Consider the following 24098-nt stretch of genomic DNA (forward strand, 5'->3'; position numbering starts at 1 on the left):
CAATGGCTGGGATTGGATTTTGTGGAAGCTTATAAGACTTTGGGAGACCGCCATTATCTTGATATGGCAAAGGAGATGTTTGATTTTTCGATTAGTGGTTGGTCTGATGAACTTGGTGGTGGAATCTATTGGCAAGAGGACCATAAAACTTCGAAAAACACGTGTTCGAATGGCCCTGCTGCTGTATTAGCCATGAAGTTATTCGAAGAAACGGGTCAGGACGAATATATGATTTGGGCGAAGAAAATCTTGGAATGGACAAAGATTTTATGGAATCCCGAAAGTGGTGTATATGGTGATCATGTAAAAATAGATGGTTCCATTGATCGAACTACCTATACGTATAATACAGGAACGGTTATACATGCGAATGCCCTTTTGTTTAAGGCGACCAATGATTCAATTTATTTAGAGGAAGCCCGAATGCTTGCTCAAAACAGTTTGACCCATTTTACAACCAAGCATCCGGATATCTCTATTCACTTATTACCACCAACTCCGTGGTTTAATGCGATATTATTTAAAGGGTATTTAGCCTTGTATGAGGTTGACCCTGATAAAGATCGTACTTTTATTGATACAATGCGGAACAATATAGATTATGCATGGGCACATGCTCGTGATGTTCATGGTCTTTTAAGCCCGGATTGGTCTGGAAAAACCGGAATGGATAAAAAACATCAATGGTTATTAGATCAAGCCCCGATGGTTGAAATCTATGCCTTATTCGCAAAAATGGAGTGAAAATGGTTTAGGAGTTTATCACCTAATTATTTAAATGCGAGGGGGAGAAAGGAATGAAGGGATGTAAGCGTTTATTTTGTGGATTTGCTGTTTTGCTAGTGTTATTGCTTATTTCGTGTTCAAGTCAAAAATCCGAAACAGAACCTAAAACACCTGATTCTAGCGAAGGAGAAGAGCATGAACCGATTACGTTAAAAGCAGTTGCCCTTTGGGATGAGACGATGTTTAATGAGCGTTTTAAGGAGCCAATTGAAAACAAATTCCCTTATATTACAGTTGAACAAACTCCTGGCAATAACTTTGATCGGCAGTCTCTTGAGGAAATGTTTAGCAGTGGGGAGAATCCCGATTTCTTTTTTACCTTATCGCAAGAAGATATGGAATATTTCGAGCTTGATCAAGATTTAACCGAATTGCTGGAAGCCAATCAGATCGACACAAGTCATTTAAACCAAGCTCTGCTTGATACAATTCGGGCAAGAGATAAAGAGGGACGCCTTTTAGCATGGCCATATGAAGATACGTATTATGTGATTATGTATAATAAGGATATATTTGATCTGTTTGGAGAAGATTACCCGAGTGATGATCTGACTTGGTATGAATTAATTGAATTAGCCGGCCGGTTAACGCAAGAACGAGACGGTACTTCCTATCGAGGTCTTGATTTTCAAGATGAGGTTGTCCTCTCCCAACTTTCTGTCAATAAGACGGATCCTGAAACAGGGGAAGTACAGATTATCAACCAAGATGAATTCTCCGATTTTTTGAATCTGTATAAGCGCTATTTTGATACACTCCCTAATGTTGAAGAAGAAGAGGGGTTATTCACGGATCATAGATTTATAGAACAAAGAACAGCAATGGTGGTCACAAATGCTCAAGCTTTAAATTGGCGGAAAGATGATGGACTGAATTATGATGTTGCAGCCATTCCGACATGGCCGGATCATCCAGGTGTAGCTCCAAGAGGATTTCTGCATACATTGACCTTAAATCCAGAAAGTAAACATAAAGAGGATGTTTTGAAAATCTTTGCCTACTTTGCATCTGATGAATACCAACAATGGATGGCTAAAAACGGTATTGGGATTGTGTCTAATAATAAGGAATTACAGAAAGACTTTTATTCAGATTATGAAAGTACCCATGGGAAAAATATTGAAGCAATCTTTAAAAATGAAACAGCCCCGCCACCTGAACGAATTAGCCTTTGGGATAAATATGTAGATATCGATTTACAAAAATTCTATGAATCCGGTATGGATTCTAATGAGTTTCTCCGTATTGTGACAGAGGAATCCGAAGCCAAAATACTTGAGGCTAAAACACAAGAATAAGAAAGGGAGAGGGTTTGGCTCTCTCCTTTCATAGCTTAAATGCCTTCTAACGAGCCAATACTTTTACTTTAAGTGGATGGATCGATTAACCTGTTGTGGGGATGAAAGGGAAAAAATCGCCACATGTTGAAAGTGGCGATTTTAGTGTATAGCCAGTTGTTATAGCTAGGGTTTTGTTTTCTCAAAAACCGTCTGGTTATACTTTTTCAACAAATGGCCAAAAGTTTGTTTTTCATCCTCCGTCCATTCGGTCAATAGATCAGATAATCGCTTATAGCGTCGTTGTCTATTATCGTCTAATTCCTTTATACCAGAGTCGGTAATTCGGTAAAAATAAGAACGGCCATCTTTCGGATTCGGGAATTTATCGATATATTTTTTTTGCTCAAGGGCGGCTGCCTGTCTGCTCACAGTGGAAATATCTAAATCAAGTTGTTCCGACAGGGATTTTACACCTGCAGGACCTTCGACAGATAATTGCCTTAGTAAGACATAGGCAGATCGCTCAAGCATTCGGTTTTGTTTTTCTGATATGACAATGCGGCGAATAAATAGACTGATTTCATTTTCAATCAGTTTGATCGCATCTTTATCCATTTACGACACCTCACTCTTATCCTAACGGCAAACATAGCTATGCGCAAGCTGATTGCGTAAAAGGAGTTTAGACAAGAAAATAGTTGTGCGGTACAATCAACTATAGACTAATTTCTTGGCTAAGGGGAAACTTACTAAGAAATTTCGAATTTTACTGGAAAGGGAGGATGAAAATGAAAGCCAATGATATTATGATTCGTGATGTTTATTATGTGAATGAAACAGATCAGATCCGTGCTGTGATTCAAAAGTTTATTGCTCATGGGATTAGTGGACTCCCAGTAATCAATGAAGATAAAGAGTTGATTGCCTATATAAGTGATGGCGACATTATGCGTTATATCGGAAAACATAAAGATATTGTGGTCGATTCCCTATATATGGTGAATGTCGTCGAGGGGGATCATGAGGATTTTTCTGAAAGAGTTCAGCGTGTACTCGATTTACCGGTGCTGAACATTGCGAAGAAGAGAGTGATCAAAGTCCCATGGGATAAAGAAGTAGAAGAAGTCGCGACTTTATTAGGAAAAAGAAAAATAAAGAAGGTACCTGTCGAAAAAGATGGAAAATTGGTCGGAGTGATCAGCCGTGGAGACGTGATTCGTCATACATTTAAACGTTTTCTTTAAGAGGATTTTATCCTCCTTTTTGAACCCGCACCTTAAACTTAATTATAATGTACGAAATGAAAAGGAGAAGATTTATGGCAAAGGATGTTACAACAACAGCGAAAGTAGTGAATCAATCGATTCAAGAAGAAGGAAGTATTTTGAAGCAGCCGAAATCAGTATGGGCTGTCTTTTTTGCGAGTATTATTGCTTTTATGGGATTAGGCTTGGCAGATCCGATCTTACCTATCACTATAAGACCAACAGTAGAAAATGATCAAACTTTTTTATGAAAATGAAACAAATACATCGTAAAGAAAGACTCCATTTTGATCAAGCTACTTTCCAAAATGGAGTCACCTAGCGTTGCGCCAAGACGGAGGCCAACAGGATGTTGCTCAAAACGACGAAGACATGCGGACGTGGCGCCCTTAGCCGTTTATCCTTTTTCATCCTCCAAAGTTTGTACGTCGCTAAACGGGCGCTTGCGCTTTTCTTATCATGCTGATTTCTTTGTTCTAGTAGAATCTGAAATGACTGTATTTTTCCCGGCATTTACTCCGGCTATAAAGATGATCACTGCTATTAAAAATAGTAGAAGTAAGGGAACTTTCCAGCTATGAAATAAATCATGTAAACCACCAAATAACATCGGGCCTATAGCGGCTAGAAGATAACCGAAAGACTGAGCCATGCCTGACATCTCTGAAGCTTCTTGTCCATTTGAAGTCCGTAAGCTAAAAAACATCATCGATAGGCTAAAGGCACTTCCGGCTGCAATCCCAATCAGTATAACCGAGAGGGGGATGAGTAGCTTGCTACCTAGGAATAAACCCACGACTCCAGCCATAAAGAAAATCGCAGTGACTCCAGTTAATAATCTTTGGTCTTTCAATTTTTCAGCTGTAACTGGGATGATAAATGTAATCGGGATAAGCGCAAACTGCATAAGGAAGAGCATCCAACCAGCTGCACTTGTACTATACCCATGTGTTTGCAGGATTTCAGGTAACCATGTGATTAATGTATAAAAAATTAATGATTGTAATCCCATAAAAACGGTAATATGCCAAGCTAATGGCGAACGCCAAATACTTTTGCCTTTTTGGACAGGAGCCTTTACTACCTTGGCGGATTCAGTGGCTTTTCTTAATTGTGGAAGCCAAACGAGTAGCGCAATGATCGCAACAACTGTCCAAAATGCGAGTGAGCCTTTCCACCCCATTCCTTTAATGGAAGCAATCGGTACACTTAAACCAGAACCAAAGGCACCAAACAGGTTCATGAAAACAGCGTAAATCCCTGTAACAAACCCGATCTTTAAAGGGAAATTTATTTTTATAAATCCAGGTAAAAGAACATTCCCAATAGAAATGGCCATTCCGATCATAATCGTACCTATAAATAAAAAGCTCGTTCCAAAAAGGGAGCGTACCATCAATCCAATCGTTAAAAGCAGTAAGGAGAAAAAGATTGTTTTTTCCATTCCGAAGCGATTGGCTAGTTTTGGTGCGAATGGAGAAAGAAAGGCGAAAGCGAGTAAAGGTAGCGTTGTAATACTTCCAGCCACAGCATGGCTCAAACCTAAATCATCACGTATAAACGAAATAAGAGAGCCAACAGATGTTAAGGGGGCTCTTAAGTTTGCTCCTACTAATATAATTCCTAGTAATAGAAGCCACTGAGTTTGATGACTTGATGGATTTTCTAATGTTGTTGGGTTCTTACTCAAGAATTTTCCTCCTTAGTTTCTAAAGCCAATCTCTTTTTAAAGTCCAAAATATATTCATTGACATATTTTGTAGCCCCTTCGAGATTTTGCTCTCGAATGGCCTCTAATAGTTCGCTATGAATCAAATTTTCATAGGCAAATGGTGTGTCTGTAATCATTAATTTGCGGATGGAGGCGTATAAAGGCTCTGTCATATATTCATATAGCTCCTGAAGTAATTGATTATGCGAGGCCTTCGCCATTGCTTTATGGAAAGCCATATCCGCTGTAATAAAATCCTCAACCGCATCTCTTTGGACGGCGTCTCGGCATTGGTCCATACATGTCTCAAGCTGTTGAAGATCATCATTATTTCGATGGATGGCGGCTAGCTGTGCTGCCTCTCTTTCTAGAGCTAATCTTACTTCCAATGTTTCAATCAGATTGGATTTTTCAAGATGACGTTCCATTGCGGCACCTAGCGAGCTTGAAGAGCGGACAATCGTTCCACTACCTTGCTTTGTTTCCAATAAACCTGCATGAACAAGCGCGCGAATCGCCTCTCTCAAAGTATTCCGACTGACATCAAACTCCTCCATAAGCTCTATTTCTGGAGGCAGCTTATCGCCAATCGCCCAATGTCCCTTTTCAATTAAACTCTCAATTTGCATTACAACCTGCTCCACCAAAGACAATCGACTTGTTTTCTTTAACATCACTCACACTCCAAAAATTTGTAGGATGATTGGGGCATTGGATATATTAACATAGTGGAATAAAAAAGTAAATTTTTGGGCCAGTCCCAAATGCTATAAAGCACTGGGGGACTAGCCCCAAAAAAGTCCACTCGAAAAGCGATCATACACAGCATATAAGGCACAGTCCAGGCCCGTCCTATTTAATTAATCGGGATTTCTGTAAAATCATCATCATCATCTAAAGACTGATTTTCGCTCTCTACGTTTTGTTCACTACTGGATTCATCGCTAGATTCCTCAGCTGTATCCACTATATCATTCTTAAAGCTTTCGAAATCAGCCTTTAGATCTTCGGCAATTTCGGCAGGAAGGGCGGTTTTTCCGTACGTTGCCCCGATATTTAATTCCCCGCTTAAATCTTTAATACCTACGGAACCGAAATTGTTGTTTTGTTCATATTTATCTAATAAAATTTTATCTACCTTTATTTCTCGAATGACAAGGGGTTGTTCCTCTTTTTTTAAACTTGGATCGATTTTCACTCTTTCTAATTCATCCTTTAGATCACTTATTTGCTGATTATTTTCCTTCACGCTTTCCTTTATCAAGGAAAAATGACTTTCCATAATGGCGATGCGATCTTCTAAACGGTTTAGTTCCTTTTGGATCGGAGCTAATTTCTGTGAAATATACTTGGATAGTTCCAAAATAAGGCGCTTTTCCATCGCAATGAGTGTTTCTCTTTGCAAAGTTTCTTTCCTGTTCGATTCTCGGGATACTTCTTTCCGCTCCTTTATAGCAGCATGTTTAGTAGAAAAATCTTCCTTTTTACGTTCATTCTCAAGCTGAAGAAGCCTTTTCATATGTACATCTAAGGTATTGACTTTTCGTGATTGTTGTTCAAGTGCTTGCACCCTGTTTGATAATTTTTGTATTTCATCAACATTATTTTCATCCCTGTTGAATAATCCTTTTATAGGCATAATCGTTTCACCCTTTTTTGTTTTAAAAAGTAAATAATGAAAGGAGATGTTACAAATGAAAGCTCCGACTATCGTACAAATGTACGGAATACAGATTCGTACGTTGGACAGAAGCTCTTCTATTTCGATTGGTAGAACAACTTCGCGAGGCAATCATGTCGTCAATCATCGAAATCAAGGTTTTGGTGAACAAAATGCCGATGGAGTCATACAAAACCATTCTGTGGCCATTGTAGAGGATTCGGATTTCATAGATAGTGATCTTATGAGAAGGTAAATTCCTACAGAATGGGAATATGTTCATGTTGGGTATATCGCCTCGTATATGTGACAAATAAGAGTCCATTCTCAAATTTTGCTTGAATATCTTTTCGTTCTGTAGGTTCTGGTAGTTCAATTAGCCTTTCAAATTCACCATACTTCCGTTCGTTCAAAAAGGGAGTTCCGGTCATGATGGGTATTTTACTGACCCCTTTGATAAGTAATTTATTTCCTGAAAGTGATACTTGAACATCCTCTTTTTGAAATCCAGGTAATTCAATGATGACAATTACCTGGGTATCTGTTAAATAAATATCTGTTAAAGGGAATCGATTTAAGGGAGGATTTGCCTGTGATTCCCTTCTATAGGTTTGATTATTTTGCTCGTCTGTATTTGAATCTTGGTCAAAAATGACATCCCAAAAATTCCCACTCTGGTATTTTTGCGCCATTTCCATCCACTGTTTTAGCTTCTCCATATCCATGATCCTTACCTCCTAACTATACGTCCTTTTGTCTAGACAGGAATAGGGTAAGTTCCTACGTTTATAAAGGGGACTTTTTGAACCAAGAGTTGGATACCAATTTTCTCTGTCAGCCGGATTAGCAAACTGAAAGATGAAACTTCTTATATATATGTATTAGCACAGTGAACCATTCATTACATTGATTCCTAATGGGGAACACGCGGGACCTTTTCGCTTTTTGTTTCATAAATCTTGGGGTCCAGTAATATATTCATTAAAAGTGCGAGTTCAAAAAGGAGGATAAAAAGGACCAAGAAGTTCAAGGCGGCGCAGCTTCGAGCAGCGGACTTGTACAGGATGTACTGACTTCCGTGTTGCCCACAGGACGTGGGCGATTTTAACGGAAGATCCTTTCCCTGATACATGAGCAGCGTAGAAGCAAGCCAACGAAGAAATTCGCAGTGTCATTTTTACCGGACTTTTTGAACATCCTCTAAAAGGAGGGAGGGGCAATGCATGAAAGGAGCTTCAATCAATATCAATATATTTATGTTGAAGATTAATTCCTTCGAAAACGCTTCTGCCGTTAATGTAGGCCAAAACTTATTGGCTGACTGGAATAACTCGGATAAGAAAACACAAGGATTCGGACAAAACTTTGGAGATGAAAGTGCCTTTTTAAGCCCGCAGAGTTTTGTCGATGACCGAGATCAAGTGGATTCTCCATCCTCCTTTAATGCACTACCTAGGAAAGGAGAGGGATGATAATTTGGTATTTGGACCTATGGTCGTAAACTTGTTAGCATTTAAGGTGAATGCAATGGATCGAAACTCATCACTAAACTTTGCCCCATCGCAGCGTATAGACAATTTTCAGGCTGTGAAACAAAACTATGGGTTAGGGGAGGAGAATGGTGACTTTTCCATCATGAATGTACCACTTAGTGTTGTTAATGACATGGATGTAAATGACACGAATTCCCAAAAGAGTAGTATCATATAAAAACGAGCATTTACTCACAAATATGCAAAAAAGGCGAACTTATGACGCAGTTCGCCTTTTTGCATGTTAGGGATTGTAAATGGAGCCCATAAACAAGATCGTATCTGTTGAATGATCTGTGATCATAATAAGGAATGGGCGATTGATTTCCATGATAAAAGGAGCGTCAATTGGGGCTGAGGTCATTTTCATTTCTACGGAAGTGGCAGCCGCTGCTTCTGTTCCTTTTTCATTCACGTCAATGAAGGTTTTTTGTTTCACTTCGCTAATCCAAATCTGCTCATCTTCTTGAATCATCTTTTGGAAATTTGCCTTATCCTTATTAAAGGCTGTCTTCATCCCTAGTTTTTCCAAACTTTGATTGAGGATCGTTTCGTACTCGAGCTGAAATTTAGGTAACATAACAGTTCCTTCTTGTGGCGTCAATTCTTCCTTCCATGCTTGCCAGTTTTCATTGGTCAGTAATGTGCTCATTTCTTCGATACTTGTGTTTTCTTTCGGTAAAATCACGTTCATGCTCATATCCTCCTTCTCTCCATAAGGAAGGGTTACCGCCTGAATATACTCATTTTCCATATAGGCTAGTTTCTCATTGAGCGTCATGACAGGTACATCCTTCGTTGATCCGTCCTCCAAATAAAAGGGACGATCTTCAGTCAACTCCTCATTAAATGCATGGGTCCAATTTCCATTAAAATAAATCGCATTGATGAGAATCGAAACAATATTTTGATCTAATGGGGAATCAACGATATCTTCGATTTTTCCATTGGTTGATTTTTTTACCCAGTTATTGATTGCATCGGGCGTTTTGCTGTCACGTATATCGACTTCTTCGATCATCGCGTTAAAATAATCCTCAGTATTGGCTTTAAAAGGATCTTGAAAATGGAAATGGTCATTCAACCAAATAGAATTGGCCACATTTAACTCAATATCTTCAGAACGATCATGAAGCATGGACATAAGGGAGGCATTGGCTTTATTTAAATCCTCGACATCGATCCCTTCCGCTTGTAATGCCTTTGCTATCTCCTCTTTTGTTTCACCATCTGCCCCATTATAGACCATGGAAAGAGCCATCAATAAACTAGTAGGAGAAATAAAGATATTCCCATGTTCATCCGAATCTACCTTCGATAATAAACGAAAACCTAACTCATTATTGGCAGAATTAATTTTTTGATAATCATCTTTCCCATAGTCTACGTCGCTCGCTATAGCTAAACCATCTTTATTTGCCACTGTACCACATCCCATCAGAGGTAAGATTAAAGCTACGACCAATAGGGGAATCACAACTATGTTTTTCAAATGGATCACCTTCCTTTATAGATTAGACTTCGCCGGTGGAAAATCGTTACAGTTTTTTTAAATCAATCTTAAAATTAATTGAAAAGGCTTGCTTAAGATGTTAGGGTCATCCAAAGGATTTTTCAAGGATAAAGTAGTGGGGATGTGCTAAAATGCAAGGAATAGAGGAGGAGATAGAATTGGCTTGGATCTATGTGCTTTTAGCCGCAATTGTCGAAGTGTTTTGGGTGATTGGGTTAAAATATTCTAGTTCTATCATTGAGTGGATTGGAACTGGAATTGTGATTGTGCTCAGTTTCTATTTTATTATTAAAGCGTGTGAAAAACTTCCAGCAGGTACCGTTTATGCTGTTTTTACGGGTTCAGGTGCTGCGGCCATCGTTTTGATTGATTTTCTCATTTTTGATGCTGAATTTTCGCTCGCGAAGGTTTTCTTCATTGGGTTAATTATCGTTGGAGTGATTGGGATTAAAGTCACAACGCCTGATGAAGAGCCAGCAACAAAGGGAGGGGATTAAAATGGCTTGGATTTACTTAATTATTGCAAGCTTTGGTGAGATATTTGGTGTGATGAGCATTAATCTCTATTTACGTCATAAATCGATTGGTTGGCTCCTCGCTATTATTGGTACCTTTGGAGGCGGCTTTATTTTTCTCTCCATGGCGATGCGGGAAATCCCATTGGGAACGGCTTACGCGGTATGGACAGGCTTAGGCGCTGTCGGGGCTGTCCTCATCGGAATTCTCTTTTTTAAAGAATCGGCAGGCTGGAAGCGGATCCTATTTCTGTTTTGTATTATTACCGGAGCCGTCGGCTTAAAGGTTTTGGGAGGATAATGTACGTTTCAATATTGAAAAACTGCACCTCATTAATGGGTGCAGTTCTGATAAGACGCAGTAAACGATTGAGACCATTTACGTAAGTCCCAATTTTATTTTGTGTTCTTTTTCTTCGCTGCATTTTCTAGCTTGCTTTTTGGTTCTTCCGCAAGCTCCGTATCAGCGTAGCCTTGTGGCGTAACACTTGGAGCAGTTTTTCCTTTATTTTGGGTATGAAGTTTTTTTCTTGGAGTATTTTTTTCCCTTGTCATTGCTTTCACCTCATTTAATATGAATTCACCTTTTATTATTTCCGAAGATAGGAAATCTATGAGACATGAAATTGTTATGTCATTTTGCCCAAACATGCATATCCTGTAAAAGGATCTTTAAGATTAAGTTGGTACGATTTTAGTTTCGTTGCCGATTTTGGAGTTGTCGATTGGAAAATGGCATCTGTTCATTTGTTTATTGGATTTGCTAAACAAGAAGGGAAGCTGATATCAATGGGGAAATTTGGAAAAATAATCGGAGTGGCCGGAGCAGTAGCCGGTGCTGCCTACTTATCAAGTAGTGGAAATCGAGAAAAAATCAAAAGCCAATTTACGAAAGCGGTCAGTAAGTTCAATTCATCCTATATGAGAGGCCTGGGGAAACCTTCTGAAATAGAAGATGCCAAGATGGTAGATGAAGGCGCGATGACAAGTGTAAAGTATTACAATGAACAACAAGAGGAATCGGATGAAGAATAGAAAAGTGGAGATCACCAGTAGAGGTGATCTTTTTGTGTATAATATTAAAGGGATATTTCTCCAATACCCATTTATTTAGGTTATGGAAGATGATCAGGGGGGAAATCATTATAAAGAGGAATAATTTATTTGTAGGAAGGAGATGCCGTGTATGAAAGCAAAAGTAAATTTGCGTGATATTATCGATGGGATGGAAATGCAATTTGATGAATGGAATACATACCTCAATAGAAGTACGGGAGAAGTTCTTTCGGTTTCACAAAATGATCTGCGGGCAGCTGAAGAAGATGAACCTATTGATCATTTGCCTGATTGGCAACAAGAAGATCTGAAAATAGCAATTGATGTGGTTGAAAACTTTGAGAATTACGTAGAACTTCCGACAAAATATGATATTAATGAATACCAAATGATGGAAGACTTTTGCTACGTCCTTTCCGACGGAAATAAAAAGAATAAATTATTAAACGCTATAAGGGGAAGAGGAGCCTTCAGAAGGTTTAAAGATCTTGTTTTTCAATTGGACCTTGAAGAAGAATGGTATACTTTTCGCGATAATGCCTATAAAGAAATTGCCATACGATGGTGTCAAGATTATGATTTAGAATACAAATGATGATGATTTGTTTACAGGAGGCTTAAACCTGAGGACCACGGGGGAGTATAAATTTTATTATGTGAATGAATTTTTTCACGATTCGTACTGGAGTGTTTTCGCTCAGACTCCCTTCCCTGATTTCGGGAACGATTCGCACTCGGCCGTTCCCGCTTCGAGCTTTCTCCTAAGAATTCGGGCACGATTTGCGTTCCCACTTTGAAGATTCCAACAGCATGTTGCGAATTTAGACATTGTCCGCCCTCGTTAATCAGTGGGGATGGGAAAACCCCACTGACTCTTATGATCAAAAATCTAAAACATAATCTTTTGTTTGGTTTTTGCACTTTCAATTGCACCAAAAACCATTTTCATACTTTCGATATTATCATGACAATCAGTTTCAGCTAAACGATCTTCTTTTAGGGAGGCAAACATTTCATCTAAACATCCCCAATGCCCTTCCTGCCCATTCCAATCACATTCCACTATTCCCTTTTTCATCGGATTAATAAAACTGGATTGTTGATTGGAATCAATCACTTCGTAGGTAGGATTACTGTTTCCATCCCAGCATGCAGTCCCTTTGCTTCCTGTGACACGCCAGTCCGCTTCCCATGATGTATTCATTCCTTCTGCACACCAAGAACCATTATAGGAAAATACTGATCCATCACTCATTTCGAAAATACAGATGGCGGAAGCGTTGCCTTTATACCATGATCCCGGTGGATTATACTCATGGCAATAAACAGATACGGGGTTAGCTCCGCTTATAAAACGCGCTTGATCAAAAGTATGGATCGCCATATCTAAAATTAGAGGATGATCCATTAAATCGCGAAAACCTCCAAAATGAGCCCCGATGAAAAAATCTGCATGAAGGGAACCGATTGTTCCAATTGTGTCACTAGAAAGAAGGTCGTGAAAAGCTCTAATTTGTTTTAAATATCTTCGATTTTGCATGACAGCATATTTATTTCCAGTTTGGTCGGCCACTTCTAAAACAGCCTGCGCATCCTCCAGCGATTCCGCCATTGGCTTTTCTCCAAAAACATGGCAGCCGGCTTTTAATGCCGTTGTAACAATTTGTTTATGAGCGGCAGGGATGGTGACATCAAAGACAAGGTTAGCCTTCGTTTCTTCAATCGCTTGGGATAAATCAGAAAATGTAGGGACCATTAAATTCCGCTGCTCCGCCATTTTCTTTGCAGCTTCTAAATGGACATCTACTAGTCCTACAATTTCAGCATCTTCCCTTTGCGCCGCATAATCCAACCACGTATTCGACATGCCTCCACAGCCAGCAACAATAATTTTAAATGAATTCATTTTTTAAGTAGCTCCTTTATTTTGGATTGGGGATAAAATCTCCTTCACGGGATTGTTTTCAATAAAATAACCCATGAACCTGCCTAGTCATTGTCCGATCCAGTAACGAAACGCTGAGACTGTTCTTCAAATGTTAAAGTGCTTTTATTCATTTAAAAAGGAAAATATATCATCAATAGAAAAAGTAATATCAGAGAATCGTGTGGAACGGAAAAGCTTATTTTCGTTGGAATAGATTTCTTCTAATTGATAGTGCCCTTCATGGAGTACGTATTTTTCGATTGTTTGATTTTGATAATCAATAATTAAGTATTCATGGACACCTGCTTTTTCATAGTAATGATATTTACGCAAACGATCGTTTCGTGCTGTACTAGGGGAGAGCACTTCTACAACCATATCCGGCGCCCCATAGCAGCGCTTATTACGCAGTTTATTTTTATCACAAATAATCGATATATCGGGCAAAACCGTTACATCGTCTTTAAAGGGAAAGATTACTTGGAGATTACTCCCAAATACTTGACATGTGCTTCCTTTCAAAGCATTCATGAATTCTCCAATCAAATTGGCAACGACACCTTCGTGCTCATAGGAGGCTGGCGACATAAAAACAGGTATACCTTCATATAATTCTGCGCGTTCTTCTTTCACACATAATAAAAATTCATCTAATGTATAGGTTTTACTTTTGTCTAAATTAGTCATTTGAATCCCCCTTCAAACATCCAACCTTTGTATAAAAGCAAATGCGTTGCCGCAACATAGAGGCTTATTCCAAAAAAGGGAGAAGTAGGTAAAAACACTTCTCCCGCAAAATTTAGCTGTTCTTTCGTTGAAATTCAACCATAAATTCACTTAATGCTTCACAAGCTTCTCTTGGTACAGCATTATAGGCGGATGCGCGACAGCCACCGACGGAACGATGGCCATTTAGACCGACAAATCCGGCTTCTTTGGCTTCTGCTAAAAATTTCTTTTCTAATTCTTCACTACCCAAACGGAACGTGATATTCATAAGAGAACGGCTATCTTTTTCTGCATGACCGTAATAAAAACCATTACTATGATCAATCGTATCATAAATAATATTGGCTTTTTTTTCATTTTTTTGTGAAATGACATCGAGCCCGCCTTGCTCTTCAACCCATCGCAACACTTCTCCAAGCATATAAATTCCGAATGTAGGAGGAGTGTGGAAAAGCGAGTTTGTTTTCGCATGGGTGCTGTATTTCAACATGGTTGGGACCTCAGCGTTTGCTTTTTCCAATAGATCCTTATGAATAATCACGACCGTCACACCAGCTGGACCAAGGTTTTTTTGTGCACCAGCATAAATAAGTCCAAATTGGCTAACATCAATTGGCCTAGACAGAATATCACTAGACATATCCGCAATTAAAGGGACATTCTCTGTTTGAGGAAACTCCTTCCATTGCGTACCATAGATCGTATTATTGGATGTCAAATGAATGTAGGCATCCTGTTCATTGAAGGTTAATTCACTGAGGGCTGGGATATCTCGATAATGATTCTCTTTTGAGCTTGCAATATGATAGGGCTCACCAAATAATTCTGCTTCTTTGAAGGCTTTTTCAGACCATGATCCGGTCGTGATATAGCCGGCTTTTTGCCCAGAGCTTAAGAAGTTCATTGGAATCATCGAAAATTGTAAACTAGCCCCACCTTGTAAGAAAAGTACTTCATATTGGTCAGGAATAGAGAGCAAAGATCTTAAGCGTGCAATCGCTTGATTATGTACCTCTTCATAAGCGGCACTACGATGACTTAGTTCCATTACAGACATCCCAGTCCCTTGGAAATCAACAAATTCCTTTTGGGCTTTTTCCAATACAGCGAGCGGAAGCGCAGAAGGCCCCGCGTTAAAATTATAAGCTCGTTGTTTCAATATGTATCACTCCTGAGATTTTAATCTTGATTGCATTATACACCTTTCAAGGGGAAGAGAGGGCAAAAATAGACAAAAATATCGATTTCACTTTTTAGCGCTTACGCTTTTGGTGCATCCCGTCCTCTTTTGACATGATATAATGAGGGGGATGAAAGAAATCGAGCATATTAATTTACTAATGACATATTTTCAGCACAAGGGGACAATTGAAGAGGGTGTATAGGGGGTAGGAAGTTGAAAAAAAGAATATGGATTACGTTAGGAAGTATCATTGGGATCTTGCTTATCGCTTTAGTGATCGCAGGGAATTATTTTTATGGGCAAGGCGTAAAAAGAGGGACTGAAATTGAAATCCATAAAGAGGCAACAACGGTCAATGCAATGGCGAGTGAAGGGGATCAAATTCTCTTAGCCGAGGCAAAAGCATGGTATGATGACCAGAGTCCTGAAATACTGGAAATGATCTCATTTGATAGTCTAAGGCTAAAAGCAAAATACATTCAAAATGAGCAAAAGACAGGAAAAGCAGTAATATTAGCGCATGGGTTTCGGAATACTGGAGATGACATGGGCAAATTAGCGAAGTTTTATTATCAGGAAGGCTTTGATATTTTGTTGCCGGATGCTCGGGGACATGGGGAGAGCGAAGGAAATTACATTGGCTATGGTTGGCATGAAAGGCTTGATTATCTTGATTGGATTCAGCTTTTAATCGATGAGTATGGGGCAACGGAAATCCTGCTACACGGTAATTCGATGGGGGCCGCAACGGTTCTAATGACAAGTGGAGAAAATCTACCAAGTGAAGTCAAAGGAATTATTGCCGATAGTGGCTATAGTTCTGTTAAGGCTGAGCTTCAACATCAATTAAAAAACATCTATCATCTTCCGTCTTTCCCACTTTTAAATGTGACGAGTGTGATTACAAACATAAAAGCGGGATATACCTTTGAAGAGGCCTCAGCTGTGAAACAAGTGAAAAAAAATACTCGGCCATTATTCATAATTCATGGAGATGCTGATGATCTTGTTCCGACTGCTATGGGGCACGAATTATATGAAGCGGCAGGTGGAGAAAAAGAATTATGGATCGTTCCAGATGCAGGCCATACAAAAGCTTTTGATAATGTAACGGAAGAATATGAAAGCCGACTAAAAGAATTTTTAGATCGGATAATAATAAATTAGTAGTATTCGAAAGTGATGAAAGCAAGTTCCTCTGTCTGAAATGGGGATAGCATTCTTGTTTAAAAGAGGTTTACTTCTTCCTCAATAAAGAACCTTTTGGCAAAGGTTAAGGTATGCAATTGTCGAAATCGACATATTGGATACCTTTTTTTGACTTTCGAAGAAGAATAGATGCTAAACAGAAAAAGAAGAGGGAGAAAATATAACGTGATCCTTACGTCTAATAGAGTGGTGTTCTCGGGAGAGAATAACAATTATTTTGAAGGAAAACTAATTTGGTGGAAAATTGTAAATTTTTTTAAGGAGTCGACGAATTTCGACGGCCTTTTTAAAAAAGCTATTGTAGAATGTCTAGTAGAGGTAATAATTACCAAAAAAATGGAATCCGGAAGAGTAGGATGTTCCATAGATCGTAGGAGAGTATGAACATCTATGAACAACTGGCCTTTTTTTAATCAAATGATTTGGAAAAAGATGCTACCACTTAAAAAACAAAAAAATAAATCCGAGATACTAGTGAAAGAGAAAAAAGAGGAAAGCCATGATGAGATTATTGGGCGTTTAGCGGCCTTTTTTGCCCATGAAATTCGGAACCCACTGACCTCTATTATTGGGTTTAGTCAATTCCTTGAGCAAGATCAGACTGTTAAAACGAACCCAAAGATTAGTCAATATCTTTCCATTATTAAAGATGAAGCTTTGCGGATGGAGTCGTTAATTCAAGAGCTTCTTGTTCTAGCAACAACAGATTTTCAGAAAGATCATCTTTCCATTATTAATGTGAAATATATGGTGGAAAAGACAATTGCCGTTTTTAAAATGCAACCAGAATATGAAAATGTACAATTTTCTACGGATTTACTAGATGAAATTTATATTACAGGAAATGAATCACGTATGAAACAATTACTCGTCAACTTGATGAATAATGCCATTGAAGCATCTGAAGGGGAATGTGTGATTCATACCCGTTTAAAAAAAGAGGATAAGGATGTATGGATTTTCATAACGGACAATGGAAAAGGAATTCCTGAGGATTTAATTGACCACTTATTTTCTCCATTTTTCACAACTAAAGAGGATGGAACAGGTGTGGGGTTGCCGATCTGCAAGGCGATTGTTGAAACATTGAATGGAGAATTGTCTATTCAAAATCAACAACCTAAAGGTACTCAGGTTCGAATACGGCTTCCGTTAATAAAGAACGCACCATGAAAAACATAAAACACTAATATTGAAAAGGAGTTCAGATTATGAATATAATCATCACGCTCATCCTCTCCTTTTTTGAATGGGTATGTTTGTTTTTATTCCCGATTATGATCTTGGGGTATTCTTGGAAAAGGCATTATAAAGCGATTATATCGAGTGCAGGGATTATGAGTGTCCTTTCACTTTCTCTACATCATAGTTCGATTTCGATTACGTACATTATTATTCTGCAAATTATCTCTGCATTTCTTTTAGTCAGATGGCTTTTGGCTAACAAAATCTTAGAAGCATTTGTCATTACAAGTATTGGCTATGGTTTTTATATTTTTATACAAATGATTTTTATGGAGATTCTTGTAAGAGCTTTTCAATTGGATCATTTTATTTTCTTTTTCATCTTTTTTAATAAGACGACGATTCAATTGTTAACCATTTTATTTTTATTCGTAATCAGTATGATCGTACGGTTTTCAACCTATCAATTGAATGAGGTCCGTTTTATCATTAAAGGTCCAAGGATGAATAAGAAGTATCGAATCCTTATTACGTTGATCGCCATTTCTACGGTTGCTTTTATCTATCTCACGGCCTACACACTATTAAGTGAAGAATCTCCCAACAAACAATTGGTCATTTTGTTAGTGATGGTTCTTGGTTTTATTATTTTATCCTTCTATTTGTTTTTACATATTCAGTTTCAAAAACAACAGATTTTGGAGGCGAAACAGCTTTTTCTCGATCAAGAACAGCAGATCATTGATCGTGTTGAAAATTTAAAGGAAGAATCAATCCAACATTTCCAAGCCATTCTCAAACTTACTGAACGACAGGCCTATGATCTGATTCCCGATTATATCGAAGCCAATCATTTAGATAAAGCACCATCCAAACTTTCTTTTGTCGACCAAAATTTGTCCCCACAACTTGATGAATTGCTTTACATCTTTTTAATTAATAAAAGAAAATTAGGTCAGCTTTTCGGTGTTTCCATTGAGGTATCAGGAGAGGTTCATCAAGAGGTGTCTATTTCACTTCAACAAATTGTTTGTATTAGTAGGGTGATGGATGATTTTATCTATATGCTGTTCCAAGCATCAGAGGAACAAGATAAAACGATTCATTTTCATATAGATATGAGGGAAGAAGAATCTATTGCTTTTACAATTACGAGTCCTTTCCACATTGAAGAGAAAGTAGATGAAAGCATAAGTTATTATGATGCTTTGATACAGTTAAAACATCTCGGAGCTGTCATTCAATCGGATTTTCAACCTATTAATCTATCCATTCGCTCTCCGATTTTATAATGTGAAACTTTCTTCAGTGGAGGATTTTACTGCCAGGTTAATGGGGGATAAAGGAAGTGATCAGATGTTTGAAAAATGGGCGATTGCGTTTGCCGACCAAATAAAAAGAGCCAACCCGGAAGAAACAGCGCCCCATGATGTGCTTGTCTTTGGCTTTACGATTATTTTTAACTTGTTATTTACAGTTCTATTAATCATGGTTGTTGGCTGGATATTGGATGCGTATTTCTTGATTTTACAGGTTGGACTTTCCTTTATGATCCTGCGTATTTTAACCGGTGGCGCCCATCTTCATCAATCCCTTGCTTGTTCAATCACAAGTTTACTATTATTGGCCGCCATTATTTGGGTACCGGAAAAGAACATATATATCTATTGTTATTGGTTGTTTAGTTTGCTTCTTATTTTAAAATTTGCTCCCTACTACGAGGAACATCAATTGAAACATTCGGCACAGTGGGAGAGGAAAAAGAAGATATTCGCTCTAGTATGGTTACTTTTGGCTCTTATCTTTTACTTGTATTTGGGGCAAGCAGGCTTTATTTTTGGGGCTCTTCTTCAAGCTCTATTACTAACCCCAATGGGAATAAAATCGATTCATGCATTGGATCATATCGTAAACCAACTCTTTAAAGGAGGTGATAAAAGTGAAAAAACTGGCTAAACATGTTTCAAAGGCTACTCATGTCGTTGCTTCAACATTTGTCTCCGCATCTAGTCCATTGGTACACGCACCTAAGATTCCGGCAAGCTTAAAGAAAACAAAATAAATGGAAACAGGGTTTCTATGAAAAGAAACCAAACGAAAACTCAGTGGTGCATATCCATGTCCCGCTGAGATTTTTTATTGCTTAGGAAACTATAAAATTCTAGCTTGTGGATAAGTTCTAAAAGTGGGTATTGACGTCTGGCTCCAGCGCCCAGCGACTAGCAAACTTTCGGTGCCTTCCTACGATAAGTCAACATCGATTCACCCTTCGGTGTCTAGCTACAGGCGGTAGGGGCTCGAGGTCAAATAACCCTGAACCTAGGAAGGGAAAAACCGCCTTTCCTAGGTTCAGGAACATTTGCTTGTCGCCCCTAAGCAACCGCCTTCCGCATTTCGTGGTTCATCGTGTTTCCTTTATCTCGTCAGGCCCCTAAAAAGTTTGTACGTCGCTAAACGGGCGCTTGCGCTTTTGTTCTTTAAATAGGCTAGGCTATAGGATTGGATAAACAATCAAGAGATGGTCACGATCGTGCTCGAATCGTGCCCGAAATCAGTTGGAAACGCTCAGAGTGGTCACGATCAGGTTCGAATCGTGTCCGAAATCAGTTTGAACCCTTCAGAGTGGTCATGATCAAGGCCGGCCCGAGCCCGAAATCAGGTGGAAACTCGAAGTTACGACAGGACGTCGTGTTCTTACCAGGTAGGTTACTTGTTCATCAGTTTGTAATTGTTTCAATTAAACTATTCTAAAAAACTAGGAGGCATGCTGCTACCAGTGGAGTAGCGATGATCCCGGTTTTAAGCAGCTTCTGTGGGGCACGTTTTGTTAGCTTGGCCCCAAGATAAGAGCCGGTCATCGTCCCAACGAGGACTGTAAGCAATAATTGAACATCCAGGCTCTCCGCCCAATAATATCCCGCTCCTCCTGCTGCGGCGATCGGTAAAATGATTAGCATGGAGGTACCAGCGGCTAAACGCATGGGTAATCCAAGTAACAACATCAGGCCTAATTGAATAAACGGAGTTGCTCCAATACCAAATGTGCCTGATAAAAAGCCGGTTACTAAACCAAGGCTAACAACAGCAATGGGATAACGAAGGGTCTTTTTATTCAATGGAACGGAGTCACCTGTTGCTAAAACCAAACGTAAAAAAAGAGCGATACTTGATAAAGCTAACATACTAGCTGTTAACCAAGTGATCACCGATTCGGGAATGGTAATCGCGATGCCCGCTCCGAACCATGCCGCCACAGCCCCTATAAATCCCGCAATTACACCACTGATAATATCTGCATTCTTTTCGCGAATATGGCTAATCGCACCAGACAATGAAGTAAACATCATAGCCGCAAGCGCCGTTCCCATAGCTATATGAATGGGATAACCAAATCCAACTGTTAAAATGGCGATCATAAATCCTGACCCGCCTGCTCCAATAAAGCCTAATAATAACCCGGTCAAAAGCATAACAAAAATCAATTCAAGCGTCATTTGCAAAACATCCAACTCCTCTGAGTAAAACAACAAGCTTCTTATCTATTTTTATATTAGTTTTTCTATCAATATAGATCAATGGCATTTGATTGAAAAGGTAGAGTTTTGCAGTAAGCAGTTTTTAGAAGAAGCGGCCGTCTAAGATGGTTGCTTCTTCCAAATGCTTGTTTAAAGGGGGGATCCTGTTCATTTTTTTAAATTAAGTAGTGTCTCCTCGGATTAGTTCAACATCGATAACGATGTTATTCGTGTCATCTATTTTTCCATTTTCGACTTGATCGATTAGTGATGAGCAGAGGGCTTTACCAATACGATTTAAAGGCTGTTTGACCGTGGTAAGCCGGGGGTGTTGAAGCATCCTTGTAAAATTATGATAATCATAGCCAATTATTTTTAATTGATCGGGGACTTTTATTCCGTGTTGCGTAGCGTAGACATAAAGAGTGTAGGCCATAATGTCATTGCTACAAAAAACACCATCAAAATCGGTGAGTTGGTTCGCCAATTCCCTTTCAATAAATTCCCAATTGCTTTGAAAATCAGCTTTCACATGAGCACCCTCAAGGGTGACAAATGGAATATCTTTTTTCATACAGGTTAATTGAAATGCATCTGTTCGGCGATTGGCTAATAAATCGTACTGTAAAGGTCCTGAGATATGAAGGATTTTTTGACAGCCTTTTTCAATTAAATGGGTAGTAGCTAACTCTCCTCCTTTATAGTTATCACTAGCAACATAGGGAATAGAAGGAGAAATAATACGGTCGAACGAAACGAGTGGCAAAGATAGTTTTAAATATTCCTCCACTTCTAATGAATGGCTACACATAATAATTCCATCTACCCGGTTTTGCCGCAACATGCTAATGTAATTACTTTCTTTTTCCGATTCTTGTAAGGAATTACAAACTAGAAGTTTATAGTTCTTTTCATTCGCAAATGCTTCTACCCAATGAATCAATTCAGAAAATAGTGGGTGGCTTAGGTCAGGCACAATCATGCCAATAAGATTAGATTGGTTTTTCAATAGCGCACGGGCGATTTGATTCGGTTGGTAGTCTAATTCTTTAATCGCCATTTCTACCTTTTGGCGTGTTTCATCTCCTATGTATCCTCGATTATTTAATACCCTTGAAACGGTTGTGACAGAAACACCAGCCAATTTTGCCACGTCTTTTATACTGGCCATTTCTTCACACCCCCTATCATTTTAATTCTATTATAAAGTATATCCTATCTTTTCTTAACCAATAATAGGCGCTTTCATCTTTGTTTTATAAAGAGTTCTCATTTAAATTTACAAGGTAAAGCATGAGTAAGGTATACTACTATAGAATTTTATCTTACACTCATTATATAATATGTCAATCGTTATCATATAGAGGAATATTTTTCACCCTTAAAAAGTTGATTTTCTAGTGGATTTAATAATAATAAAGGTATAAATACCTAGTTTTTCACGAAAAATTGGTGTGGAAACGTTTGACACACAAAAAGTACGGTAGTATAATCACTGGCAGTAAGGTAAAAAGTGAGAGTAGTTTTCCTACCTCACGCATTCTAAGAAATAGCAGTGAATGTTGTCGAAAATGAATGGGCACATTCTTTGCGTTACATACTACCAAAAAGAGGAGTGAACAGAATGAAGGGAAAAAAGGTTTTATCGAAAGTTGTCGCAACATTGGCAGTTTCAGGTCTATTATTAGCTGGATGTTCTTCAGGTGGCGGAGGTACAAAGGAATCATCTAAAGATAAAGTATCGATTGATATTCTTCAGGGGAAAGTAGAATTCAACAAGCAATTTAAGGATCTAGCTAAGAAATATGAAGAAGAAAATCCAGATGTAAAAATTAATATCACAAGTGTAGGTGGCGGATCTGACTATCTTAGTGCTTTGAAATCTCAATTTTCATCAGGGGATGAACCTGATATTTTCAGTATTGCGGGACCATCTGAAGCAGCCCAGTTTGAAAAGAATTTAGCTGATTTATCGGATACAAAAGCGGCAAAAGTTGCATTAGAGGGGACACTTGAAGGTGTAACCAAAGATGGAAAGCTGCAAGGATTACCATTTAATCAAGAAGGTTACGGGTTTATTTACAATAAGAAGGTTTTTAAAGAAGCCGGTATCAATCCCGATGAAATTCTTACTTACGAAGATTTAGAAAAAGCTGTAAAAACAATCGATAGTAAAAAGAAAGACCTTGATATTGAAGCAGTCTTTGCCCTGCCAGCAAAAGAAAAATGGGTGCTTGGCAACCATTTGGCCAATGTTTATATTGCACCAGAGTTCGATCATCAAGTTCTAAATGCTTATGAATCAGACACGGTAAAACTTGACCGTGGATCCGAGCTACAAAGAATGTTAGATTTACAAAATAAATACTCTATTCAACCATCTCTAAGTCTCGATTATTCTCAACAGGTAGAGGAATACTTCTCACTTGAGCAAGTAGCGATGATTCAACAAGGAAATTGGGTTTACCCATCTATATATGAAATGGATCCTGATTTCGCAGAAAATAATATCGGGATTTTACCGATTCCTTTAGAAGGTTATAAAGGAAGTCTTCCAGTTGGTGTTCCAAACTATTGGGCTGTCAACAGCAATAGTGATGACAAGGTAATTGAAGCTTCCAAAGATTTCTTAGATTGGCTCTATACCTCTGATGAAGGAAAAGCAGCTGTTTTGGAAGAGCTTAAATTTATCCCTGCTTATGAAGACTTTGATACAAACAAAATTGCCGATCCATTATCGAAGGAAATTTACCAACGAGCATCCGATGGAAAAACAATCGGTTGGGTATTCCTTGGATATCCTAATGGCTGGGGAGATGAACTTGCCGCCAACATGCAAAAATATCTAGACGGTAAAATGCCTTGGGAAGATGTCGAATCTGATTCCATTAAAAAATGGGAAGCAAAACGTAAATAATTAGGAACCGAGGAATAGCAGCTGGCAAAGATGAATAGGACTGAGATCAGCTGCTCTCCCGGTTTTTTGATTCAGGAATAAGAAATTATAAATTTGGGCTAATGTTGGATCCAGC

At 38.6% G+C, this 24098-nt stretch carries 28 protein-coding genes and 1 pseudogene; 17 read left to right on the forward strand and 12 right to left on the reverse strand.

The annotated features are described in order from the left end of the window. The first annotated feature begins 21 nt into the window (after window positions 1-21). The gene (locus tag KI363_RS01605) at window positions 22-744 is read left to right on the forward strand and encodes a glycoside hydrolase family 76 protein (RefSeq protein WP_246516681.1); all 723 of its coding nucleotides are present in this window, start codon (window positions 22-24) and stop codon (window positions 742-744) included. Between the two features lie 53 nt (window positions 745-797). Then, window positions 798-2084, forward strand: coding sequence for an ABC transporter substrate-binding protein (locus KI363_RS01610; RefSeq protein WP_212965106.1), 1287 nt, complete (start codon window positions 798-800; stop codon window positions 2082-2084). A gap of 165 nt (window positions 2085-2249) precedes the next feature. Here KI363_RS01610 and KI363_RS01615 read toward each other — a convergent pair whose 3' ends face one another. After that, window positions 2250-2681 carry a MarR family winged helix-turn-helix transcriptional regulator gene (locus tag KI363_RS01615; RefSeq protein ID WP_212965108.1) on the reverse strand — a complete coding sequence of 144 codons (432 nt, stop codon included), beginning with the start codon at window positions 2679-2681 and terminating at the stop codon, window positions 2250-2252. A 173-nt stretch (window positions 2682-2854) separates the two neighbouring features. Here KI363_RS01615 and KI363_RS01620 point away from each other — a divergent pair, with 173 nt between their 5' ends. Further along, on the forward strand, window positions 2855-3310 hold the full coding sequence (locus tag KI363_RS01620; protein ID WP_212965112.1) for a CBS domain-containing protein: 456 nt from the start codon (window positions 2855-2857) through the stop codon (window positions 3308-3310). Between the two features lie 74 nt (window positions 3311-3384). Further along, window positions 3385-3537, forward strand: a pseudogene (locus KI363_RS01625) (MFS transporter); the annotation flags it as partial. A 251-nt stretch (window positions 3538-3788) separates the two neighbouring features. Here KI363_RS01625 and KI363_RS01630 read toward each other — a convergent pair. The 3 genes from KI363_RS01630 to KI363_RS01640 all read right to left on the reverse strand — a co-directional run bounded on the left by KI363_RS01630 (window position 3789) and on the right by KI363_RS01640 (window position 6681). Then, window positions 3789-5021, reverse strand: a complete 1233-nt coding sequence (locus KI363_RS01630) for a CynX/NimT family MFS transporter (protein ID WP_212965113.1) — start codon at window positions 5019-5021, stop codon at window positions 3789-3791. Continuing rightward, window positions 5018-5719, reverse strand: a complete 702-nt coding sequence (locus KI363_RS01635; RefSeq protein ID WP_212965115.1) for a FadR/GntR family transcriptional regulator — start codon at window positions 5717-5719, stop codon at window positions 5018-5020. The genes KI363_RS01630 and KI363_RS01635 overlap by 4 nt, the downstream gene beginning before the upstream one ends. 179 nt (window positions 5720-5898) lie before the next feature. Next, window positions 5899-6681, reverse strand: coding sequence for a V-type ATP synthase subunit I domain-containing protein (locus tag KI363_RS01640; protein WP_212965117.1), 783 nt, complete (start codon window positions 6679-6681; stop codon window positions 5899-5901). A gap of 55 nt (window positions 6682-6736) precedes the next feature. Here KI363_RS01640 and KI363_RS01645 point away from each other — a divergent pair, with 55 nt between their 5' ends. Beyond that, window positions 6737-6958: a hypothetical protein gene (locus KI363_RS01645; RefSeq protein WP_158323027.1), complete on the forward strand. Its 222-nt coding sequence runs from the start codon at window positions 6737-6739 to the stop codon at window positions 6956-6958. Window positions 6959-6962: 4 nt separating this feature from the next. Here the strand turns inward: KI363_RS01645 and KI363_RS01650 are convergent, their stop codons facing one another. Continuing rightward, window positions 6963-7427, reverse strand: a complete 465-nt coding sequence (locus KI363_RS01650) for an Hsp20/alpha crystallin family protein (RefSeq protein WP_158323026.1) — start codon at window positions 7425-7427, stop codon at window positions 6963-6965. A gap of 498 nt (window positions 7428-7925) precedes the next feature. Between KI363_RS01650 and KI363_RS01655 the strand changes: the two genes are divergently transcribed. Beyond that, window positions 7926-8174: a hypothetical protein gene (locus tag KI363_RS01655; RefSeq protein WP_212965119.1), complete on the forward strand. Its 249-nt coding sequence runs from the start codon at window positions 7926-7928 to the stop codon at window positions 8172-8174. A gap of 4 nt (window positions 8175-8178) precedes the next feature. Then, a complete protein-coding gene (locus KI363_RS01660; protein ID WP_191967512.1) occupies window positions 8179-8412 on the forward strand; it encodes a hypothetical protein in 234 nt (77 codons plus the stop codon). Window positions 8413-8478: 66 nt separating this feature from the next. Here the strand turns inward: KI363_RS01660 and KI363_RS01665 are convergent, their stop codons facing one another. After that, window positions 8479-9726 carry a serpin family protein gene (locus KI363_RS01665; protein ID WP_212965121.1) on the reverse strand — a complete coding sequence of 416 codons (1248 nt, stop codon included), beginning with the start codon at window positions 9724-9726 and terminating at the stop codon, window positions 8479-8481. A gap of 179 nt (window positions 9727-9905) precedes the next feature. Here KI363_RS01665 and KI363_RS01670 point away from each other — a divergent pair, with 179 nt between their 5' ends. Both KI363_RS01670 and KI363_RS01675 read left to right on the forward strand, forming a co-directional pair. Next, on the forward strand, window positions 9906-10244 hold the full coding sequence (locus tag KI363_RS01670) for a DMT family transporter (protein ID WP_212965123.1): 339 nt from the start codon (window positions 9906-9908) through the stop codon (window positions 10242-10244). Window position 10245: 1 nt separating this feature from the next. Beyond that, window positions 10246-10563, forward strand: a complete 318-nt coding sequence (locus tag KI363_RS01675) for a DMT family transporter (RefSeq protein WP_212965125.1) — start codon at window positions 10246-10248, stop codon at window positions 10561-10563. Window positions 10564-10658: 95 nt separating this feature from the next. Here the strand turns inward: KI363_RS01675 and sspL are convergent, their stop codons facing one another. Further along, the gene (gene sspL, locus KI363_RS01680) at window positions 10659-10817 is read right to left on the reverse strand and encodes a small, acid-soluble spore protein L (protein WP_212965127.1); all 159 of its coding nucleotides are present in this window, start codon (window positions 10815-10817) and stop codon (window positions 10659-10661) included. Between the two features lie 84 nt (window positions 10818-10901). Between sspL and KI363_RS21905 the strand changes: the two genes are divergently transcribed. Together KI363_RS21905 and KI363_RS01690 are read left to right on the forward strand one after the other, a co-directional pair. After that, window positions 10902-11297: a YbyB family protein gene (locus KI363_RS21905; protein ID WP_246516685.1), complete on the forward strand. Its 396-nt coding sequence runs from the start codon at window positions 10902-10904 to the stop codon at window positions 11295-11297. Between the two features lie 151 nt (window positions 11298-11448). Then, window positions 11449-11913 carry a UPF0158 family protein gene (locus tag KI363_RS01690; protein ID WP_212965129.1) on the forward strand — a complete coding sequence of 155 codons (465 nt, stop codon included), beginning with the start codon at window positions 11449-11451 and terminating at the stop codon, window positions 11911-11913. A 294-nt stretch (window positions 11914-12207) separates the two neighbouring features. On the opposite strand, the gene KI363_RS01695 is transcribed toward KI363_RS01690, so the two are convergent. From KI363_RS01695 to serC, 3 genes are all read right to left on the reverse strand, one after another. Next, window positions 12208-13224, reverse strand: coding sequence for a Gfo/Idh/MocA family protein (locus KI363_RS01695; RefSeq protein WP_212965131.1), 1017 nt, complete (start codon window positions 13222-13224; stop codon window positions 12208-12210). A 144-nt stretch (window positions 13225-13368) separates the two neighbouring features. After that, window positions 13369-13932 carry a Uma2 family endonuclease gene (locus tag KI363_RS01700; protein ID WP_212965133.1) on the reverse strand — a complete coding sequence of 188 codons (564 nt, stop codon included), beginning with the start codon at window positions 13930-13932 and terminating at the stop codon, window positions 13369-13371. A gap of 112 nt (window positions 13933-14044) precedes the next feature. Beyond that, on the reverse strand, window positions 14045-15133 hold the full coding sequence (gene serC, locus KI363_RS01705; RefSeq protein WP_212965135.1) for a 3-phosphoserine/phosphohydroxythreonine transaminase: 1089 nt from the start codon (window positions 15131-15133) through the stop codon (window positions 14045-14047). A gap of 237 nt (window positions 15134-15370) precedes the next feature. Between serC and KI363_RS01710 the strand changes: the two genes are divergently transcribed. From KI363_RS01710 to KI363_RS01730, 5 genes are all read left to right on the forward strand, one after another. Continuing rightward, a complete protein-coding gene (locus KI363_RS01710) occupies window positions 15371-16324 on the forward strand; it encodes an alpha/beta hydrolase (protein ID WP_212965137.1) in 954 nt (317 codons plus the stop codon). Between the two features lie 432 nt (window positions 16325-16756). Next, window positions 16757-17539, forward strand: coding sequence for a sensor histidine kinase (locus KI363_RS01715; RefSeq protein WP_212965140.1), 783 nt, complete (start codon window positions 16757-16759; stop codon window positions 17537-17539). Window positions 17540-17577: 38 nt separating this feature from the next. Next, the gene (locus tag KI363_RS01720; protein ID WP_212965142.1) at window positions 17578-18843 is read left to right on the forward strand and encodes a hypothetical protein; all 1266 of its coding nucleotides are present in this window, start codon (window positions 17578-17580) and stop codon (window positions 18841-18843) included. Between the two features lie 64 nt (window positions 18844-18907). Beyond that, on the forward strand, window positions 18908-19507 hold the full coding sequence (locus KI363_RS01725; protein WP_212965144.1) for an accessory gene regulator ArgB-like protein: 600 nt from the start codon (window positions 18908-18910) through the stop codon (window positions 19505-19507). Next, complete coding sequence (locus KI363_RS01730) at window positions 19491-19613, forward strand: AgrD family cyclic lactone autoinducer peptide (RefSeq protein ID WP_212965146.1); 123 nt, start codon at window positions 19491-19493, stop codon at window positions 19611-19613. Before KI363_RS01725 ends, KI363_RS01730 begins: the two co-directional genes overlap by 17 nt. Window positions 19614-20298: 685 nt before the next feature. Here the strand turns inward: KI363_RS01730 and KI363_RS01735 are convergent. Together KI363_RS01735 and KI363_RS01740 are read right to left on the reverse strand one after the other, a co-directional pair. Next, window positions 20299-21045, reverse strand: a complete 747-nt coding sequence (locus KI363_RS01735; RefSeq protein ID WP_212965351.1) for a sulfite exporter TauE/SafE family protein — start codon at window positions 21043-21045, stop codon at window positions 20299-20301. A gap of 202 nt (window positions 21046-21247) precedes the next feature. Then, window positions 21248-22237, reverse strand: a complete 990-nt coding sequence (locus KI363_RS01740; RefSeq protein ID WP_212965148.1) for a LacI family DNA-binding transcriptional regulator — start codon at window positions 22235-22237, stop codon at window positions 21248-21250. Between the two features lie 453 nt (window positions 22238-22690). On the opposite strand from KI363_RS01740, the gene KI363_RS01745 reads away from it, so the two are divergent. Beyond that, window positions 22691-23983: an ABC transporter substrate-binding protein gene (locus tag KI363_RS01745; RefSeq protein WP_212965149.1), complete on the forward strand. Its 1293-nt coding sequence runs from the start codon at window positions 22691-22693 to the stop codon at window positions 23981-23983. The last annotated feature ends 115 nt before the right edge of the window (window positions 23984-24098 follow it).

The sequence above is a fragment of the Lederbergia ruris genome (assembly GCF_018332955.1).
GTDB lineage: Bacteria > Bacillota > Bacilli > Bacillales > Bacillaceae_C > Lederbergia > Lederbergia ruris.

Coding starts and splice junctions, on each gene's coding strand:
- KI363_RS01610 (WP_212965106.1), top strand. CDS start 798: ATGAAGGGATGTAAGCGTTTATTTTGTGGATTTGCTGTTTTGCTAGTG.
- KI363_RS01615 (WP_212965108.1), bottom strand. CDS start 2,681: ATGGATAAAGATGCGATCAAACTGATTGAAAATGAAATCAGTCTATTT.
- KI363_RS01620 (WP_212965112.1), top strand. CDS start 2,855: ATGAAAGCCAATGATATTATGATTCGTGATGTTTATTATGTGAATGAA.
- KI363_RS01640 (WP_212965117.1), bottom strand. CDS start 6,681: ATGCCTATAAAAGGATTATTCAACAGGGATGAAAATAATGTTGATGAA.
- KI363_RS01645 (WP_158323027.1), top strand. CDS start 6,737: ATGAAAGCTCCGACTATCGTACAAATGTACGGAATACAGATTCGTACG.
- KI363_RS01650 (WP_158323026.1), bottom strand. CDS start 7,427: ATGGATATGGAGAAGCTAAAACAGTGGATGGAAATGGCGCAAAAATAC.
- KI363_RS01655 (WP_212965119.1), top strand. CDS start 7,926: ATGAAAGGAGCTTCAATCAATATCAATATATTTATGTTGAAGATTAAT.
- KI363_RS01675 (WP_212965125.1), top strand. CDS start 10,246: ATGGCTTGGATTTACTTAATTATTGCAAGCTTTGGTGAGATATTTGGT.
- sspL (WP_212965127.1), bottom strand. CDS start 10,817: ATGACAAGGGAAAAAAATACTCCAAGAAAAAAACTTCATACCCAAAAT.
- KI363_RS01690 (WP_212965129.1), top strand. CDS start 11,449: ATGAAAGCAAAAGTAAATTTGCGTGATATTATCGATGGGATGGAAATG.
- KI363_RS01695 (WP_212965131.1), bottom strand. CDS start 13,224: ATGAATTCATTTAAAATTATTGTTGCTGGCTGTGGAGGCATGTCGAAT.
- KI363_RS01700 (WP_212965133.1), bottom strand. CDS start 13,932: ATGACTAATTTAGACAAAAGTAAAACCTATACATTAGATGAATTTTTA.
- KI363_RS01715 (WP_212965140.1), top strand. CDS start 16,757: ATGAACAACTGGCCTTTTTTTAATCAAATGATTTGGAAAAAGATGCTA.
- KI363_RS01720 (WP_212965142.1), top strand. CDS start 17,578: ATGAATATAATCATCACGCTCATCCTCTCCTTTTTTGAATGGGTATGT.
- KI363_RS01725 (WP_212965144.1), top strand. CDS start 18,908: ATGTTTGAAAAATGGGCGATTGCGTTTGCCGACCAAATAAAAAGAGCC.
- KI363_RS01735 (WP_212965351.1), bottom strand. CDS start 21,045: ATGACGCTTGAATTGATTTTTGTTATGCTTTTGACCGGGTTATTATTA.
- KI363_RS01740 (WP_212965148.1), bottom strand. CDS start 22,237: ATGGCCAGTATAAAAGACGTGGCAAAATTGGCTGGTGTTTCTGTCACA.
- KI363_RS01745 (WP_212965149.1), top strand. CDS start 22,691: ATGAAGGGAAAAAAGGTTTTATCGAAAGTTGTCGCAACATTGGCAGTT.